Origin of the sequence: Sphingopyxis sp. P1IMeth2 (assembly GCF_900185685.1) — a bacterium.
GTDB classification, from domain to species: Bacteria; Pseudomonadota; Alphaproteobacteria; order Sphingomonadales; family Sphingomonadaceae; genus Sphingopyxis; species Sphingopyxis terrae_A.
Window position 1 is genome coordinate 1 of sequence record NZ_FYAT01000017.1, and the last position, 16,278, is coordinate 16,278.

17 protein-coding genes are annotated in these 16,278 nt (G+C 66.0%); 13 read left to right on the forward strand and 4 right to left on the reverse strand.

Annotated elements, in window-relative coordinates; genetic code table 11:
* Nucleotides 1–501 precede the first annotated feature (501 nt).
* Nucleotides 502–1,497 (reverse strand): aldo/keto reductase, encoded by a 996-nt coding sequence (locus P1IM2_RS16755; protein ID WP_058811764.1) that lies wholly within the window; start codon nucleotides 1,495–1,497, stop codon nucleotides 502–504.
* A complete protein-coding gene (locus P1IM2_RS16760) occupies nucleotides 1,494–2,741 on the reverse strand; it encodes a dicarboxylate/amino acid:cation symporter (RefSeq protein ID WP_186403185.1) in 1,248 nt (415 codons plus the stop codon). The genes P1IM2_RS16755 and P1IM2_RS16760 overlap by 4 nt, the downstream gene beginning before the upstream one ends.
* 107 nt (nucleotides 2,742–2,848) lie before the next feature.
* On the opposite strand from P1IM2_RS16760, the gene glmM reads away from it, so the two are divergent.
* The 8 genes from glmM to P1IM2_RS16800 all read left to right on the forward strand — a co-directional run bounded on the left by glmM (nucleotide 2,849) and on the right by P1IM2_RS16800 (nucleotide 10,237).
* On the forward strand, nucleotides 2,849–4,189 hold the full coding sequence (glmM, locus tag P1IM2_RS16765; RefSeq protein ID WP_062902319.1) for a phosphoglucosamine mutase: 1,341 nt from the start codon (nucleotides 2,849–2,851) through the stop codon (nucleotides 4,187–4,189).
* A 126-nt stretch (nucleotides 4,190–4,315) separates the two neighbouring features.
* Complete coding sequence (locus tag P1IM2_RS16770) at nucleotides 4,316–4,540, forward strand: DUF1272 domain-containing protein (RefSeq protein WP_186403186.1); 225 nt, start codon at nucleotides 4,316–4,318, stop codon at nucleotides 4,538–4,540.
* Nucleotides 4,537–5,679 (forward strand): bifunctional hydroxymethylpyrimidine kinase/phosphomethylpyrimidine kinase, encoded by a 1,143-nt coding sequence (gene thiD, locus P1IM2_RS16775; RefSeq protein WP_186403187.1) that lies wholly within the window; start codon nucleotides 4,537–4,539, stop codon nucleotides 5,677–5,679. The genes P1IM2_RS16770 and thiD overlap by 4 nt, the downstream gene beginning before the upstream one ends.
* A complete protein-coding gene (locus P1IM2_RS16780) occupies nucleotides 5,676–6,233 on the forward strand; it encodes a ribonuclease HII (RefSeq protein ID WP_186403320.1) in 558 nt (185 codons plus the stop codon). The genes thiD and P1IM2_RS16780 overlap by 4 nt, the downstream gene beginning before the upstream one ends.
* Nucleotides 6,234–6,249: 16 nt before the next feature.
* Nucleotides 6,250–7,143 carry an oxidoreductase gene (locus P1IM2_RS16785; protein WP_186403188.1) on the forward strand — a complete coding sequence of 298 codons (894 nt, stop codon included), beginning with the start codon at nucleotides 6,250–6,252 and terminating at the stop codon, nucleotides 7,141–7,143.
* A gap of 237 nt (nucleotides 7,144–7,380) precedes the next feature.
* Nucleotides 7,381–8,520: a site-specific DNA-methyltransferase gene (locus P1IM2_RS16790; protein ID WP_186403189.1), complete on the forward strand. Its 1,140-nt coding sequence runs from the start codon at nucleotides 7,381–7,383 to the stop codon at nucleotides 8,518–8,520.
* Nucleotides 8,521–8,628: 108 nt separating this feature from the next.
* Nucleotides 8,629–9,759, forward strand: coding sequence for a dihydropteroate synthase (folP, locus tag P1IM2_RS16795; RefSeq protein WP_186403190.1), 1,131 nt, complete (start codon nucleotides 8,629–8,631; stop codon nucleotides 9,757–9,759).
* A gap of 97 nt (nucleotides 9,760–9,856) precedes the next feature.
* Nucleotides 9,857–10,237 carry a host attachment protein gene (locus P1IM2_RS16800; RefSeq protein WP_186403191.1) on the forward strand — a complete coding sequence of 127 codons (381 nt, stop codon included), beginning with the start codon at nucleotides 9,857–9,859 and terminating at the stop codon, nucleotides 10,235–10,237.
* Here the strand turns inward: P1IM2_RS16800 and P1IM2_RS16805 are convergent.
* Entirely contained in the window at nucleotides 10,234–11,664 is a 1,431-nt protein-coding gene (locus P1IM2_RS16805) for a sigma-54-dependent transcriptional regulator (protein WP_186403321.1), read from the reverse strand. The two genes, P1IM2_RS16800 and P1IM2_RS16805, sit on opposite strands and share 4 nt — an antisense overlap.
* A gap of 251 nt (nucleotides 11,665–11,915) precedes the next feature.
* Between P1IM2_RS16805 and P1IM2_RS16810 the strand changes: the two genes are divergently transcribed.
* The 5 genes from P1IM2_RS16810 (at nucleotide 11,916) to P1IM2_RS16830 (ending at nucleotide 15,890) form a co-directional block, all read left to right on the forward strand.
* Nucleotides 11,916–12,038, forward strand: a complete 123-nt coding sequence (locus P1IM2_RS16810; RefSeq protein WP_003051210.1) for an aa3-type cytochrome c oxidase subunit IV — start codon at nucleotides 11,916–11,918, stop codon at nucleotides 12,036–12,038.
* A 12-nt stretch (nucleotides 12,039–12,050) separates the two neighbouring features.
* Nucleotides 12,051–13,172, forward strand: a complete 1,122-nt coding sequence (locus P1IM2_RS16815) for an NAD(P) transhydrogenase subunit alpha (protein ID WP_186403192.1) — start codon at nucleotides 12,051–12,053, stop codon at nucleotides 13,170–13,172.
* A 125-nt stretch (nucleotides 13,173–13,297) separates the two neighbouring features.
* Nucleotides 13,298–13,912, forward strand: a complete 615-nt coding sequence (locus tag P1IM2_RS16820; RefSeq protein ID WP_186403193.1) for a fasciclin domain-containing protein — start codon at nucleotides 13,298–13,300, stop codon at nucleotides 13,910–13,912.
* 149 nt (nucleotides 13,913–14,061) lie between these two features.
* Entirely contained in the window at nucleotides 14,062–14,343 is a 282-nt protein-coding gene (locus tag P1IM2_RS16825; RefSeq protein ID WP_003051219.1) for a proton-translocating transhydrogenase family protein, read from the forward strand.
* A gap of 59 nt (nucleotides 14,344–14,402) precedes the next feature.
* Complete coding sequence (locus tag P1IM2_RS16830) at nucleotides 14,403–15,890, forward strand: NAD(P)(+) transhydrogenase (Re/Si-specific) subunit beta (RefSeq protein WP_186403194.1); 1,488 nt, start codon at nucleotides 14,403–14,405, stop codon at nucleotides 15,888–15,890.
* Here the strand turns inward: P1IM2_RS16830 and P1IM2_RS16835 are convergent.
* Nucleotides 15,862–16,209: a hypothetical protein gene (locus tag P1IM2_RS16835; RefSeq protein WP_186403195.1), complete on the reverse strand. Its 348-nt coding sequence runs from the start codon at nucleotides 16,207–16,209 to the stop codon at nucleotides 15,862–15,864. The genes P1IM2_RS16830 and P1IM2_RS16835 overlap by 29 nt on opposite strands.
* Between the last annotated feature and the right edge of the window lie 69 nt (nucleotides 16,210–16,278).

The window sequence follows — 16,278 nt, forward strand, 5'->3', positions numbered from 1 at the left end:
GAACTCCCATACGGGCCCGCAGCCTCCGATGCTGCATTGCAAGGCCGGACAGATGGCCGCATCCGACTACGTGCACTACCTCCAAAAATCGCTTGCGTCTTTTGGGGCGTCCACAGATGGGAAGCGGCCACCCTCCATTTTCGTCATCCCGGCGAAGGCCGGGATCTTTCCGGTACGCTACCGCGATAGGGTGAGATCCCGGCCTTCGCCGGGATGACGGAGTGTGTTCGAAATCCGTTTTTTCCCGTTCGTGTCGAGCGAAGTCGAGACACCCGTCGACACGGCGCCTAGTCCGAGGGGCATCTCGACTTCGCTCGATGCGAACGGGTTGGGGGAAGCATGAGCGTCCGCTTCAGGGTCGTTAGCGGACGTTGCTTCAGAACGTCGCCCCCGCGCAGGCGGGGGCCGCAATCGGCCTTTTTCTGCGGCGCTGCATAAACCGACAGCGGCCCCCGCCTTCGCGGGGGGCGACGGGACTTGTTCCGGCCGAAACCCGAAACCCTACAGCCGCACCATCCGCATTCCCTGTTCGCCGTAGCGCGGGCCGCTGGTGCCGCCCTTCGGCGCTGCTGCGTCGATCGCCGCGATATCGTCGGCGCTGAGGGTCAGGTCGGCGGCGGCCATGCTGTCTTCCATCGTGGCGCGGCGCTTGGTGCCGGGAATGGGGACGATGTCGTCGCCCTGCGCGAGCAGCCACGCGAGTGCGACCTGCGCCTTCGACACGCCGTGCCGGTCGGCGACTGCGCCGATCGCATCGACGATGCGCAGGTTGGCGGGCAGATTTTCCTCCGAATAGCGCGGATCGTTACGGCGCCAGTCATGCTCGGGCAGCTCGTCGCGGCTGCGCACCGCGCCCGCAAGGAACCCGCGGCCGAGCGGCGAATAGGGGACGAAGCCGATGCCGAATTCGCGGCAGACGGGCAGGATTTCATCCTCCACGTCGCGCTCCCAGATCGAATATTCGCTCTGCAAGGCGGTGATCGGTGCGGCCTTGGCGGCGCGGCGCAGCGTCTCGGGACCGGCTTCGGATAGCGCGATGTGGCGCACCTTGCCTTCCTTGACCAGTTCCATCATCCCGCCGACGGTTTCCTCGATCGGTACCGAGGGGTCGACGCGGTGCTGGTAGAAGAGATCGATCGTGTCGATGCCGAGGCGCTGGAGTGAGCCTTCGCAGGCGCGCCGCGCGTTGTCGGGGCTGCCATCGACGCCCACGATCTGCTTGCCGTCGAAGCGGAAGCCGAACTTGGTCGCGATGACAAGACCGTCGCGCTTGCCCTTGATGGCTTCGCCGAGCAGTTCTTCATTGGTGAACGGGCCATAGATTTGCGCGGTGTCGAAGAAGGTGACACCCATGTCGATCGCGCGGTGGATCGTCCGCGTCGCCTCGTCCATGTCGGCGGCTTCGCCATAAAGGATATTGCCGCCCTTGATCATCGGCATACAGCCGACGCCGATCGCCGAGACTTCGAGGCCGTGGCCGAGCTTGCGATATTTCATGCTGCTTCTCCTTCTGGTTCGTCGCGAACGCCGTCGGCGGCATATTTGGTCGCGGCGACGTCGGCGATAACATTGCCCAATGTCCGGAATATGTCGGGAAAGGTCTCGACCGCGACGAGCAGCCCCAGCGGCGCGACGGGCACCCCCATCGACACCGCGATCGGCGCGATCGAGGTCACATAGCTGATCGATCCGGGCAGGCTGACCGAACTCAGCGCCGCGGCCATTGCGACGGCAAGGCCGACCGCCATAGTCCAGGGCGACAGCGTCAGGCCGAACAGCCAGGCAATATAGACGACCACCGCCAGGTTCATCGCCGGGCTGGTGAAGCGGAAGAGCGCCACCGCGAGCGGCAGGACGATATCGGCCTTTTTGGGATCGACGCCCAGATCCTCGGTCGCGCGGAGCATCGCGGGCAGGCTGGCGAGCGAGCTTTGCGTCGACAGCGCGACGGCGAGCGTGGGCACCATCGCCCGGACGAAGCGTGCCGGCGCGACGCCGACGACCAGCCAGGCGAGCGCGAGGCCAAGGAGAATACAGCAGACGCCAACGCCGGAGACGATCAGCACATAGTGGAGAAGGCCGCCGAATGCCGCGAGCCCGGCCTTGATCGCCAGCGCATAGCCGAGCGCGAACACCCCGATCGGGGCGAGCGCAAGCACCCAGCCGATGACGACGAGCATCGTGTCGCCCAATGCCTTGAACAGGCCCGACAGGCTGGCGCGCGCGTCGGGGGCGATGCGCGTCATCGCGAAGGCGAAAATGGTGGTGAAGACGATCAGCGGCAGGACGGTCGTCTCCGCCGCCGCGGCGATCGGGTTGGCGGGGATCAGGCCGAGGATGAAATCCGAAAAGGTCGGCGAGGGCGGCGCTTCGGTCGCGCCGCCGAGCCCGCTGCGCAACGCCGCCGCGGCGCCCTGCGACAGCGGAAACAGGCGGAGCAACAGCGGCGTGACGAGCAGCGACATCAGGCCGGTGAGGAAAATCGACACCATGAAGATGCCGACCGACCGCGCCGCGAGCGTTCCCGCGCGCGCGGCGTCTGCGGTCGCAGTGATGCCGGTGATCAGCAGCGCGACGATCAGCGGGATGATCGTCATCGTCAGCGCCTTCAGCCACAACAGGCCGACGGTTTCGACATAGGGAAGCGACGCCGTGCCCGCTGTCGGGGCGGCCATGTCGAGCAGGATGCCGAGCAGCATGCCTGCAATCAGCGATGACAGGATGATCCATGCCGATTTCAAGTTCAAAACCTCCGGCCTGCTTGCCAAGCAAATATGGGTGACTTAGTGCCGTCCGGACTGCCGGGGTGGGCGAGCGTGAACCCCGAGGATTAGGAAGCGGAGACGGCATGCGCAAGTTTTTCGGAACCGACGGGATCCGGGGCCTGACCAACAAGGTGCCGATGACCGCCGAAGTGGCGATGCGCGTCGGCATGGCGGCGGGCGCGCATTTCCTGCGCGGCGGGCACAAACATCGCGTCGTGATCGGCAAGGATACGCGCTTGTCGGGCTATATGCTCGAAAATGCGCTGGTCGCGGGATTCACCAGCGTCGGCATGGACGTAGTCCAGGTCGGCCCGATGCCGACGCCTGCAGTGGCGATGCTGACGCAGTCGATGCGCGCCGATCTGGGCGTGATGATCTCTGCCAGCCACAATCCCTTCCACGACAATGGCATCAAGCTGTTCGGTCCCGATGGCTACAAGCTGTCCGATGCCGACGAAATGCAGATCGAGGCGTTGCTCGAAGCGGCGCCGGCGCTTGCCGAACCCGCGCATATCGGCCGTGCCAAACGGATCGAGGACGCGCGAGGGCGCTATATTCACGCGGTAAAGCAGAGCCTGCCCGGCTCGGTGCGCCTCGACGGGCTGAAGCTGGTGCTCGATTGCGCCAATGGCGCCGCCTACAACAGCGCGCCGACCGTATTCTGGGAACTGGGCGCCGACGTGATCGCGATCGGCGTCGAGCCCAATGGCACCAACATCAACGACCGCTGCGGATCGACCGCGCCGGCGCTGCTTCAGGAAACGGTGGTGGCGAGCGGCGCCGACATCGGCGTGGCGCTCGACGGCGACGCCGACCGGTTGATCGTCGTCGACGAAAAGGGCAACATCGTCGACGGCGACCAGATCATGGCGCTGATCGGGGCGAGCTGGGCGCGGCAGGGACGGCTCAAAGGCGGCGGCGTCGTCGCGACGGTGATGTCGAACCTTGGCCTCGAACGCTTTCTCGAGAGCGAGGGGCTGCGGCTCGAGCGGACCAAGGTCGGCGACCGTTATGTCCTCGAACGGATGAAGGCGGGCGGTTTCAACGTCGGCGGCGAACAATCGGGGCACATGATCCTGTCGGACCATGCGACGACGGGCGACGGGACGCTCGCCGCGCTTCAATTGCTTGCCGAACTCGTCCGCGCCGGACGACCGGCGAGCGAGTTGCTCCACCAATTCGACCCGGTCCCGCAGCTTTTGAAGAATGTGCGCTTCGCCGGCGGCAAACCGCTCGACGCGCCGACGGTGCAGGCGGCGATCGCCGAGGGTGAAACCATGCTCGACGGCCGCGGCCGCCTTGTGATCCGGGCCTCGGGCACCGAACCCGTCATCCGCGTCATGGCCGAAGGCGACGATGCGGGTGAGGTTGAACAGGTGGTCGACATGATCTGCGACGCGGTGCGCGCGGCGGCGGCGAATTGACAACCGAATAGTCTCATCCCGTTCGTGCTGAGCTTGTCGAAGCACCATTCTCTTCTCTATGAACCGAGCAGGAAGAACGGCCCCCTCCGACAAGCTTGGGGCGAACGGCTTTGAAGGAATATATACATGCTTGAAATGCGACCCGAATGCGAACGCTGCGGCCGTGATTTGCCCGCGGACATCCACGGCGCGTTCATCTGCTCGTTCGAATGCACCTTTTGCGCGACCTGCGCCGACAAGCTCGACGAACGCTGCCCCAATTGCGGCGGCGACCTGCTCGACCGTCCGCTGCGCGAAGGCGCCGCGCTGGCGAAATTCCCCGCTTCGACGGAGCGAAAGTTCAAGCGTTGACCGCACGCGTTCTGATTATCGCCGGCTCCGATAGCGGCGGCGGTGCGGGCATTCAGGCGGATATCAAGACCGTCACCATGCTCGGCGGCCATGCGATGACCGCGATCACCGCGATCACCGCGCAGAATACGATGGGCGTGCAGGGCGTCCACGCGATCCCGGCCGAGATGGTGCTGATGCAGATCGACAGCGTCGTCGCCGACATCGGCGTCGACGCGGTGAAGATCGGCATGATCGGCAGCGCGGCAACCGCGGCGGCGGTCGCCGAACGGCTTCGCCGGTCCGACATGGCCGGGGCCGCGGTGGTGTTCGACCCGGTCATGGTCGCCACCAGCGGATCGGTGCTTGCTGACGCCGACACGATCCGCGCGTTCGAGGCGCTGCTGGACCGTGCGGCGGTGGCGACGCCGAATCTTGGCGAGCTGGCGGCGCTCGGCGGCGAGGCGGCGGTGCTGGCGCATGGCTGCGCGCTGCTCGCCAAGGGCGGGCATGGCGAAGGCGACACCGTGGTCGACCGGCTGATCGAGGCCGATGCGGGCGAAGTGGCGCGCTGGGAAGCCCCGCGTATCGCGACGATGAACACCCACGGTACCGGCTGCACGCTTGCCAGCGCGATCGCGACCGGGCTGGCGCAGGGTATGCCGCTCGAGCCCGCGGTGGCGCGCGCGCGCGACTTCGTGCGGTTGGCGCTGATGGATGCGCCCGGATTGGGCGAGGGGCATGGTCCGATGGGGCAACAGGGGGTGCGGAACGACGGGCTGTTTACCGGCCCCGCACTCAACCAGATCACCCTGCCGGCGACCGATTATGCGGCTTCGGTGGCCTTCTACAAACAAATGGGGCTGACCCAGATCGTCGATAGCAGCGCAAATGGCTATGCTCGCTTCGAGGCGGCGAACGGCGTCACCCTCTCGATTCATGTCGGCGGCGGCGACGCGGGCGGGACGACCACCTATCTGGAAAGCGGTGCGCTCGACGCCTGGGTCGCCTATCTCGCGCGGCGCGGGGTTCGCTTCGACCAGATGCCGCGCGACGAGGAATGGGGCTGGCGCGAGGCGCGGTTGACCGATCCCGCGGGCAATCGCCTTTGCCTCTATCAGGCGGGCGAATATCGGCGTTATCCGCCGTGGCGGATATGATCGTCGTCGGCGTCGACGAGGCGGGGCGCGGACCGCTCGCGGGTCCGGTGGTCGCGGCCGCGGTGATCCTGTGCGACGACGGGATCGACGGTCTCGACGACAGCAAGAAATTGAGCGCGAAGCGCCGTGCCGCGCTGGAGATCGAAATCAAGGCGCGTTGCCGCTGGGGCGTCGGCGAAGCGAGCGTGACCGAGATCGACAGCATCAACATTTTGCAGGCGACTTTCCTTGCGATGACGCGCGCGGTCGAGGCACTGGGGGTCGAGCCCGGCGAGGTGCTGGTCGACGGCAATCGCCTGCCCAGATGGCGCTGGCGCGCGCAGGCAATCGTCGACGGCGATGCGCTGCACCCTTGTATTTCGGCGGCGAGCATCATCGCCAAGGAGCATCGCGACCGCTTCATGGCCGACGCGGCGCACCGTTTTCCCGGTTTTGGCTGGGAGACGAATATGGGCTATGGCACCGCGCAGCATCTGGCGGCGCTGCGGCAATTGGGGCCGACGCCGCTCCACCGCGCGAGCTTTGCGCCGGTCGCACAGCTGACGCTGATCTGACGGACGGGAGAGGGCGATGAGCGGATTTGCGGCAGAGCATGTATCCGCGCAGACCGGTCGCCGCTTCCTCGTCACCGGCGCCAATGCCGGCATCGGTTTCGAAGTCGCGCGCATCTTGGCGGCGCGCGGAGCGGCGGTGGTGCTTGCCTGCCGCGACGCAGCGCGCGCCGAGGCGGCAATGGCGCGCATCGCGGACGATGTTCCCGGCGCCGAGCTGTCCTTCGTGCGGCTCGATCTCGCCGATCTCGATCAGGTTCGCGAGGCGGCGGCCGCGGTAAGCGCCGGGCCGCGCATCGACGTCCTCGTCAACAATGCGGGCGTCATGATCCCGCCGCGGTCGCTGACCGCGCAGGGCTTCGAATTGCAGTTCGGGGTCAATCACCTCGGCACCTTTGCCTTTACCGGCTTGATACATGGTCATGTCGACGACCGGATCGTCGTCACCGCCAGCCTGGCGCACAAGAGCGGAACGATCGACTTCAGCGATCTCGATGCCCGGCGCGGCTATCATGGCTGGTCGCGCTATCAGGCGAGCAAGCTCGCCAATCTGTCCTATATGTTCGAGCTCGATCGCCGGCTGGGCGCGGCGGGGCGGGCGACGCAGGCGATCGGTGCGCATCCGGGCGTCGCGCTCACCGAGCTGACGCGCCACCTGCCATGGCCGCTGCGGTCGATGACGCCGCTGGCCACGCCCTTCTTCAACAGCGCGGCGCAGGGCGCCTGGCCGACCTTGCAGGCGGCAACGGGCGCCCATGTGCAGGGCGGCGACTATCTGGGACCGCAGGGGCTGGGCGAGATCAGCGGCGCGTCGGGACCCGCGCGCGCGACCAAGGCGGCGCGCGACCCGAAGCTGGGGCGCGAATTGTGGGAGCGTTCGGTCGACCTCACCGGGGTCGATCCGGGAATTTGAACGCGAATGGCGCTTGGTTGGGCGCCAAATCGAAAAAAAATCGCCGCTGAGTCCTGACGGCCACACCACCAGTGGTTGAGTCCCCGAGTCGCGCGAGACTCCATATGTCGTGGCAGACTCCTTTCGTTCTCGGCCCGTTAACCATTTCGAGAGGCGGAATCCCTAGAATCCTGCGCTTGACGGCGGACTCCGCCGGACTCATCAGGGGCTTCTTTCGGACAAGGACAGGGGCGAAACATGGGTGTTATGGAACGGGTCAAGGCGCCGGCCGCAAAACAGCGGACGCCGAAAGCGGCCCCGCTCGATCTGCCACTGGACAGCATCCTGCAAGGCGACTGCATCGCCATGATGCGCAGCCTGCCGGCGGCATCGGTCGACATGATCTTCGCCGACCCGCCCTATAACCTCCAGCTCGGCGGCGATCTGCATCGTCCCGACGGCAGCCAGGTCGACGCCGTCGACGATGATTGGGACAAGTTCGACAGTCTCGCGGCCTATGACCGTTTCACCCATGCGTGGCTGAAGGAAGCGAGGCGCATCCTGAAACCCAATGGCAGCATCTGGGTGATCGGCAGCTATCACAACATCTTCCGCGTCGGCACCGCGCTTCAGGACAATGGCTATTGGATCCTGAACGATATCGTGTGGCGCAAGGCGAACCCGATGCCCAATTTCAAGGGCACGCGCTTTACCAATGCGCACGAGACGCTGATCTGGGCCTCGATGGGCGAAAAGTCGCGCTACACCTTCAATTATCGCGCGATGAAGACGCTCAACGACGAACTTCAGATGCGCTCCGACTGGCTGATCCCGATCTGCGGCGGTCAGGAACGGCTCAAGAAGGGCGGCACGAAAGTGCACCCGACCCAGAAGCCCGAGGCGCTGTTGTATCGCATCCTGCTCGCCTGCTCGAACCCCGGCGACGTGATCCTCGACCCGTTTTTCGGCACCGGAACCACGGGCGCGGTCGCGAAGCGCCTCGGCCGCCGCTTCATCGGCATCGAACGCGAGGACGGCTATATCGAAGCGGCAAAGGAGCGCATCGAAATGGCGCTGCCGCTCGACGAAAGCACTGTGCGGACGATGATGGCGCCCAAGGCCGCAACGCGCGTCGCCTTCGGCACGCTGGTCGAATGCGGCATGATTGCACCGGGAACGACGCTCACCGATACGAAGCGCCGCTGGAAGGCGGTGGTGCGTGTCGACGGCAGTCTGGAATGCGAGGGGCAACCCGCGGGGTCGATCCACAAGGTCGGCGCGGGCGTGCAGGGCGCGCCGAGCTGCAACGGCTGGACATTCTGGCACGTCGATACGGGCAAGGAATTGCGCGTGATCGACACGGTGCGGCAGGACTGGTTGCTCGCGAACGAGGCATAAGCCTCGTCGTCCCCGCGAAGGCGGGGCCGTGGGCTAGATCGCACTGCCGCGCCGCGGAAGGCCGACTACGGTTCCCGCCTCCGCGGGGGCGACGGGAAAGGGGATTGCATGTTCGTTCCACTCACCAAGCCGGACTTCGGTACGACATGGGAGGATGCGCGCGTCTACCTCCGCCCGACCTGCTTCGTCGATCGGCCGCACGAACTTGACGAGCATTGCCTGCGGCTTGCCGACGCGATGATCTGGTTCGCGGCCTGGCATGTCAGTCTCCGCGATAATGAAATGATTCGCTCGGCGGTGGTGCCGGTGGCCGAACTCGACGACTGGATTGCGGCGATGCCCAGCCGGCTCGCCGAGGCAGCGCGCGCGCAGCGGGCCGCGACGGCACGACCGCGTGGCGCGCTGACGCTGGGAGCGCGCACGGTACGGCTCGGCGAGCCGCAGATCATGGGCATCCTCAACGTCACGCCCGACAGTTTTTCCGACGGCGGCAAGACAATCGACGAGGCGACGGCGATCGAGGCCGGTTTCGCCATGGCCTCGGCAGGGGCGGCGATCGTCGATGTCGGCGGGGAATCGACCCGGCCTGGCGCGCCTCTGGTCTGGGAAGGCGACGAGGTCAAGCGCGTGGAAAAAGTCGTCGCGGCGCTCGCGCGCGGCGGAACTGCGGTGTCGATCGACACGCGCAAGGCGGCTGTCATGGAGGCGGCGCTCGCCGCCGGGGCGACGATCGTCAACGATATTTCGGCGCTGCGCTACGACGACCGCGCGACGGAGGTCGTGGCGCGCGCAGGCTGCGCCGTCGTGCTGATGCACGCGCCGTCGGCAAAGAGCGATCCGCACGAAGGCGGCACCTACGCGCATGTCCTGTTCGATGTTTACGACATGCTCGCCGAGCGTGTCGCGGACTGCATCGCGGCGGGCATCGACCCCGCAAAGATCATCGTCGATCCGGGCATCGGCTTCGGCAAGGGGGTCGCCGACAATCTGGCGCTGATCAATGGCCTTGCGCTCTTCCACACCCTCGGCTGCCCGCTGCTTTTCGGGGCGAGCCGCAAGCGCCTGATCGGTGCACTGGACAACGAAGCCCCTGCAGACCAGCGCCTCGGCGGCACGGTCGCGCTGCATTATCAGGCTGCGACGCAGGGCGCGCAATTGCTGCGGGTGCACGATGTGGCCGAAAACCGGCAGGCGTTGCGGGTGTGGCGCGGGCTGAGAGACGCGGCGCTGACCGCCTGAGTTCCTCCATCGGTCGCGGGAGAGGAAACCCTGCAGCACTGTCATGCGTCCCCTTCTTGAAGGCCCGCTTCGATTGCGGGCTCCGAAGGAGACTTCCATGCAGCTTCCCCATGGCGCCCATGTCGCCGTTGCCGACGGCAACCGCTTCGTTCTGTTTCGCAACGATGGCGATGCCGATCTTATCAACTTGGGAGATGCGGCCAGCCCGGAGATCGACGCCGGAAACCGCGGCGGCGCGAAGCCCGAACCCCGCGACCTTGACGAGCGTGGACACGCCGCGGGCGTCGCGGCGCTTCTCAACAAGCGCATCCTCGACAACGAAATCGAAAAACTGCTCGTGATTGCCGATCCGCACACGCTCGGCGTGATGCGGGGGCATTATCATCGCGAACTTGAAAAGCGGCTGGTCGGCGAACTCGCCAAGACGCTGACCAACGCCGACACGGCGCAGATCGAGCAGGCGATCGGCGCGGCTTAGGCCGCGGTGTCGATCCCCAGATCGCTGAGCTTGCGATACAGCGTCGAGCGCCCGATCCCCAGCCGGCGGGCGACTTCGCTCATGCGGCCGCGGTAATGACCGATGGCGAGGCGGATGACATCGGCTTCGATATCCTCGAGCGGACGAAGATTGCCGTCGGGGAGGTAGAGGGTGATGCCGATCGCCTCGCCGTTGATCGCGACATTGGCGTCTCCGCTCACGCTGCCGCCGAGCGCGGCTTCGATCGCCTTGAAGTCGGCACTCGTCAGCACGTCGGTCTTGCTTTCGACCGCCGCGCGGAAGAGCACGTCCTGCAACTGACGGACATTGCCCGGCCAGGCATAGGCGGCGAGCAGGCGAAGTGCATCGTCGGTGATGCCGATCGGCCCCATGCCGGGCAGGCCGCCGATGCGCGTGAGCAGATGGCGGGCGAGCGGCCCGACATCGCCGCGCCGTTCGGAAAGCGAGGGCAGGGTGAATTGCGCGGTCGACAGCGCGTAGAACAGGTCTTCGCGGAAATGCCCCGCCTCGATCAACTTGTCGAGCGGGCTGGCGCTCGTCGCAATGATGCGGACATCGACGGTCTGGCGGATCGATCCGCCGATCATCTGCACTTCGCCGCTGTTCAGAAATTCGACCAGCTTGGCCTGCGTGTCGAGCGGGATACATTCGACATGGTCGATGATGATGCTGCCGCCGTCGGCCTGCACCAGCCGGCCGACCTGGCGGTCGAAGGCGCCGGGAAAGGCGCCGCGTTCGTGGCCGAACAGCCCCGATCCGATGAGCCCCGGCGATACTGCCGAACAATCGACCATCACCAGCGGGCCGCGCGCACGCGGACTGGCGCTGTGGATCGCGCGGGCAAAGACTTCCTTGCCGGTGCCCGGCTTGCCGTTGATCATCACCGGCACGCGGGCGCGGGCGGCCTTGGCGGCGATCGCCAGCGCGCTGCGGAAATTGGGCGACGAGCCGATGATTTCTTCGAAGGCGAGCGGCGCGCGCAGCTTTTCGGTGAGCGGGCGCAGTTCGCCCTGCGGGCCGGTCTGCGAGACGATGCGGTCGAGCGCGCCGAGCAGCCGGTCGGGCGCGATGGGCTTTTGCACGAAATCGCTCGCGCCAGCGCGCATCGCGGCAACCGCGACTTCGACGCCGTTGCGCATGGTGATGACGATAAGCGGCAGCGCCGGGCGCCAGCGGCGCAGTTCAGCGATGAATTCGGGGATCGGCGCGCCCGGCGCGCCCTGATCGACGAGCACGGCGTCGAGCGCCATGCCTTCCTGGGTGCCGAGCTTCGCGAGCGCGGTGTCGGTGTCGGCGGCGACGACGCTGCGCCAGCCGCCCCGCGACACCAGCGCCGAAAGGAATCGCTGCTGCGCCGGTTCGCTGTCGACGATCATCACCATTCGCGTGTCGCGCGCGTTCGCCATCGCTTCCCAATTGCCCCTTTTGTCGGCACGCAGGGTGCCGGTGTCCGCGGTAACGGCCATGTGTAACCGGGATGGGTAAAGGCCGGATTAAGGCCACCAGGCTTTTGCCCGCGGTGCGCTGCGGCGCAAAACGGGCTATTGAGCATCGGGGGGCGCATGGCTAAGACCGGCGCGATATCCGATTCTGGCGCGCGCCCGGCGCAGCGCCGGCGGGCAGGAAACAAGCGGATACAAGGCAAAGGGGAATGGCCATGGCGGAACAGGATATGAAAACGGCGAACCAGACCTATGAAGGCTTTCTGGGCCTTTTGAAGGTCGGCACGATCGCAACCGTGATCGTCGCCGTCGTCGTCGTCCTTCTGATCTCTTCCTAAGCGGGGCCGGTCATGCGCATCGCCGTGCTGAAGGAACTCGCCGCGGGCGAGTCCCGTGTCGCTGCGACCCCGGAAACGGTGAAGAAATTCATCGGCCTGGGCGCTGAAGTCGCGGTCGAGAGCGGAGCAGGGGTTACGGCCTCGATCGCCGACGCCGATTACACCGCTGCGGGGGCGAGCGTGGGCAGCCGCGCCGATGTGCTGAAGGGTGCGAATATCATCCTCGGCATTCAGGGCCCCGATCCCAAGAGCCTGTCGGGCTTTGCCGACGGGGCGTGGCTGGCGGCGGGGCTCAACCCGTTTGGCGAGCGCGCGCGGGTCGACGACTATGCCAAGCTTGGCATCGAGGCGCTGGCGATGGAATTCATGCCGCGCATCACGCGCGCGCAGTCGATGGATATCCTGTCCAGCCAGGCGAATCTCGCGGGCTACAAGGCGGTGCTGATGGCGGCAAACGCCTATGGCCGCGCCTTTCCGATGATGATGACCGCTGCTGGCACCGTCAGCGCGGCCAAGGCGTTCATCATGGGCGTCGGCGTCGCCGGGCTCCAGGCGATCGCGACCGCGCGGCGCCTGGGGGCGCAGGTCAGCGCGACCGACGTGCGCTCGGCGACCAAGGAGCAGATCCTCAGCCTCGGCGCCAAGCCGATCTTCGTCGAAAGCGTCGCGGGGATCGAGGGCGAAGGTGCGGGCGGCTATGCCACCGAAATGTCCGACGAATATCAGAAGGCCCAGGCCGAGCTGGTGTCGGGGCATATCGCCAAGCAGGATATTGTCATCACGACCGCGCTGATCCCGGGGCGCCCCGCGCCGCGGCTGATTTCGGACGCGCAGCTCGCGACGATGCGGACCGGCAGCGTGATCGTCGACATGGCGGCCGAAAGCGGCGGCAATGTCGAAGGCTCGGTGGCCGGCGAAACGAAGCAGATCCACGGTGTCACCGTGATTGGCGCAAAGAATATCGCCGCGCTGATGCCCGCCGACACGAGCGCGCTGTTCAGCCGCAACCTGTTCAATTTCCTGTCGGCCTTCTGGGACAAGGAAGCCGGCAAGCCCGTGCTCGACGAGGAAATCGGCAATGCCGTGCGGCTGACGCGGGGCGGCAAGGTCGTGAACGAGCGGCTGCTGGGGTAGGCGTTTCGCTGGACGCGTCCGGCTGACTTTCTTCTGAAACTTTCGCGCGCCAATGGCGTTGCGAATCGGGGTGCGGCGCGATGTGGCACGGGGCCGTTCGGGCCGTTTCAGCAAGGAGATCAGAGGTGACGAAATCCGGCTTGTTCATGAGTGCCATGGTAGCGGCGTTGGCGCTCGGCGGCTGCAACAAGACTCCCGAGCCGCCCAAGGCCGAAACCGAAAGCGGCGCGATGAACGATGTCGTCACCGCGAGCGCCAATCCGCAGGTCGGCGGTGCCGCGATGGCGCCCGACAAGACGATCCTCGCCAATGCCGCTGCCTCGCCGATACTGAGCCAGCTGACCGCGGCGGTGAATCAGGCCGGACTGGCCGATACGCTGTCGGGGCCGGGGCCTTTCACGCTGTTTGCGCCCAATGACGCCGCCTTTGCGCAGGTTCCGGCGGTCACGCGCGACGGCTGGGCGCGTCCGGCGCAGAAGGTGGTGCTTGCCAGCGTGCTCAAATATCATGTCGTGCCGGGCAAGCTGACCGCCGCCGATCTCTCCGCGAAGATCGATGCGGGCGGCGGCAAGGCGGTGCTCAAGACGCTCGACGGGCAGGATCTGACCGCGACCAAATCGGGCGAGGCGATCATCCTGACGAGTGCGAGCGGCAACAAGGCAGCGTTGACGCAGGCGGACGTGGGACAGGTGAACGGTGTCGTCCATGTCATCGACGCGGTGCTGCTGCCCAAGATGTAAATTGTCCTGACGCGCAATTATATTTCACAAAGCGCCGGCGATTTCCGGCCTGGAGATGCGCGGGCGTGACTTTTTGACAGCTTTGGAGTCGACAGGCCTTCGCTCCCACGGCAAGAGGTGCCGACGCGGAATCAGCAGGGGAGCGCGCCGTGGATTTCATTTCCATCTTTTCGATTTTCGTCCTGGCCTGTTTTGTCGGCTATTTCGTCGTCTGGTCGGTGACGCCGGCGCTGCACACGCCGCTGATGAGCGTGACCAACGCGATTTCGTCGGTCATCATCGTCGGCGCGCTGATCGCCAGCGCGGCGGCGGGCTCGGCAAGCTCGAAATGGCTCGGCCTTGCCGCGGTCGTGATGGCGAGCATCAATATTTTCGGCGGCTTTGCGGTCACCGGGCGCATGCTCGCAATGTACAAGAAAAAAGAGCGTTAAGGCGCTGCGAACCAAGGATTTGACGGGCCATGGACGGATGGCCCGACGGGGGAATTAGCATGCACGAAGTAGCACCGATCAATCCCTGGGTGGCGCTGGCCTATCTCGCCTCGGGCATCCTGTTCATCCTCGCGCTGCGCGGCCTGTCGAGCCCGGCATCGTCACGGCGCGGCAACCGTTTCGGCATGATCGGCATGACGATTGCGGTCGTCACGACGCTGATCACCCATGTGCCGTTCGATAATCTCGCTTCGGCGCCGGGTATTCCGGCCCACGATACGTCTATGATCGACTTCGTCGCACTGGGTGAAATTCTGGCGGCGATCGCGATCGGGGCCATCATCGGCATCGTCATGGCGCGCCGGATCGCGATGACCGCGATGCCGCAGCTTGTCGCGGCCTTTCACAGCCTCGTCGGGCTTGCCGCAGTCGCGGTGGCCGCGGCCGCCTACCTCAATCCCGGCGCCTTTCATATCGCCGACGAAATGGGTCAGATTTTCGCGGTCAGCCGGATCGAAATGGGGCTCGGCATCGCCATCGGCGCGATCACCTTTTCGGGCTCGGTCATCGCCTTTCTGAAGCTCAACGGCAATATGTCGGGCGCCCCGATCATGCTGCCCGCGCGGCACGTCATCAACCTCGGCACGCTCGCCGCGATCATCGGCCTTGTCGCCTATTTCCTCACCGACCAGTCGCCGTGGGTTTTCTGGACGATCACCGCATTGAGCTTCCTGATCGGTTTCCTGCTGATCATCCCGATCGGCGGCGCCGACATGCCGGTCGTCGTGTCGATGCTCAACAGCTATTCGGGCTGGGCCGCGGCGGCGATGGGCTTCACGCTCGGCAACACCGCGATGATCATCACCGGCGCGCTCGTCGGTTCGTCGGGCGCGATCCTGTCGTACATCATGTGCCGCGCGATGAACCGCAGCTTCATCAGCGTCATCGCCGGCGGTTTCGGCGCCGACGATTCGGGCGGCGGTGCGGGCGGTTCGAAGGAACAGCGCCCGTGGAAGCCTGGCAGCGCCGAAGACGCGGCCTTCCTGATGAGCCAGGCGGAAAATGTCATCATCGTTCCCGGCTACGGGATGGCGGTGGCGCAGGCGCAGCACGCGCTGCGCGAAATGTCGGACATGCTCAAGAAAGAGGGCGTGAACGTCAAATATGCGATCCATCCGGTCGCGGGCCGCATGCCCGGCCATATGAACGTGCTGCTCGCCGAAGCGAATGTTCCCTATGACGAAGTGTTCGAGCTTGAGGACATCAACGGCGAATTCGCGCAATGCGACGTCGCCTTCGTGATCGGCGCCAACGACGTGACCAACCCGGCGGCCAAGACCGACAAGTCGTCGCCGATCTATGGCATGCCGGTGCTCGACGTCGAAAAGGCGAAGACCGTGCTGTTCGTGAAGCGGTCGATGGGCGGGGTCGGCTATGCCGGCGTCGATAACGACGTCTTCTACATGGACCAGACGATGATGCTGCTCGGCGACGCCAAGAAGATGGCCGACGACATCGTCAAGGCGCTGAGCGGCAGCGGGCACTAGGGTCGAACGCGGCAAGCCGGCGCGCGACGGTGCCGATCGTCGCGATGCCATAGCCGTCGGGATCGGGCGCGGCCGCGCGAAAGCGGTTCGCGACATCGTCGAGATCGGCGAGCAGGCGGCTCAGATAGATGTGCGCATCTTCATCGCCGGGGCGCGGGTCGAGCGCGATAGTTTTCATCGCGGCGATCGCCTGCAGCTCGTCCAGCCCGACGTTGCGCCCGGTGCGGCCGTTGGTCCAATAACCGTCGCCAAGGTGCCGGGCCGCTTCGGCCTCCTGCTCGGCGAGCTGCGCCAGAAAATAGTCCCGGATAGCGTCCATCGCGCCGGTCTGCCGCGTGCTGCGAGCCGCGTCAAAGAAAAGCGGGAGCGAAGCCGCGACGCGCCCGCC

What these genes read in the sequence shown, in the direction of transcription:
- P1IM2_RS16810 (WP_003051210.1), top strand. Translation starts at nt 11,916, where the DNA reads ATGGCGGAACAGGATATGAAAACGGCGAACCAGACCTATGAAGGCTTT.
- P1IM2_RS16800 (WP_186403191.1), top strand. Translation starts at nt 9,857, where the DNA reads ATGCAGCTTCCCCATGGCGCCCATGTCGCCGTTGCCGACGGCAACCGC.
- P1IM2_RS16755 (WP_058811764.1), bottom strand. Translation starts at nt 1,497, where the DNA reads ATGAAATATCGCAAGCTCGGCCACGGCCTCGAAGTCTCGGCGATCGGC.
- P1IM2_RS16770 (WP_186403186.1), top strand. Translation starts at nt 4,316, where the DNA reads ATGCTTGAAATGCGACCCGAATGCGAACGCTGCGGCCGTGATTTGCCC.
- folP (WP_186403190.1), top strand. Translation starts at nt 8,629, where the DNA reads ATGTTCGTTCCACTCACCAAGCCGGACTTCGGTACGACATGGGAGGAT.
- P1IM2_RS16835 (WP_186403195.1), bottom strand. Translation starts at nt 16,209, where the DNA reads ATGGACGCTATCCGGGACTATTTTCTGGCGCAGCTCGCCGAGCAGGAG.
- P1IM2_RS16790 (WP_186403189.1), top strand. Translation starts at nt 7,381, where the DNA reads ATGGGTGTTATGGAACGGGTCAAGGCGCCGGCCGCAAAACAGCGGACG.
- P1IM2_RS16830 (WP_186403194.1), top strand. Translation starts at nt 14,403, where the DNA reads ATGCACGAAGTAGCACCGATCAATCCCTGGGTGGCGCTGGCCTATCTC.
- P1IM2_RS16785 (WP_186403188.1), top strand. Translation starts at nt 6,250, where the DNA reads ATGAGCGGATTTGCGGCAGAGCATGTATCCGCGCAGACCGGTCGCCGC.
- P1IM2_RS16815 (WP_186403192.1), top strand. Translation starts at nt 12,051, where the DNA reads ATGCGCATCGCCGTGCTGAAGGAACTCGCCGCGGGCGAGTCCCGTGTC.
- P1IM2_RS16805 (WP_186403321.1), bottom strand. Translation starts at nt 11,664, where the DNA reads ATGGCGAACGCGCGCGACACGCGAATGGTGATGATCGTCGACAGCGAA.
- glmM (WP_062902319.1), top strand. Translation starts at nt 2,849, where the DNA reads ATGCGCAAGTTTTTCGGAACCGACGGGATCCGGGGCCTGACCAACAAG.
- P1IM2_RS16780 (WP_186403320.1), top strand. Translation starts at nt 5,676, where the DNA reads ATGATCGTCGTCGGCGTCGACGAGGCGGGGCGCGGACCGCTCGCGGGT.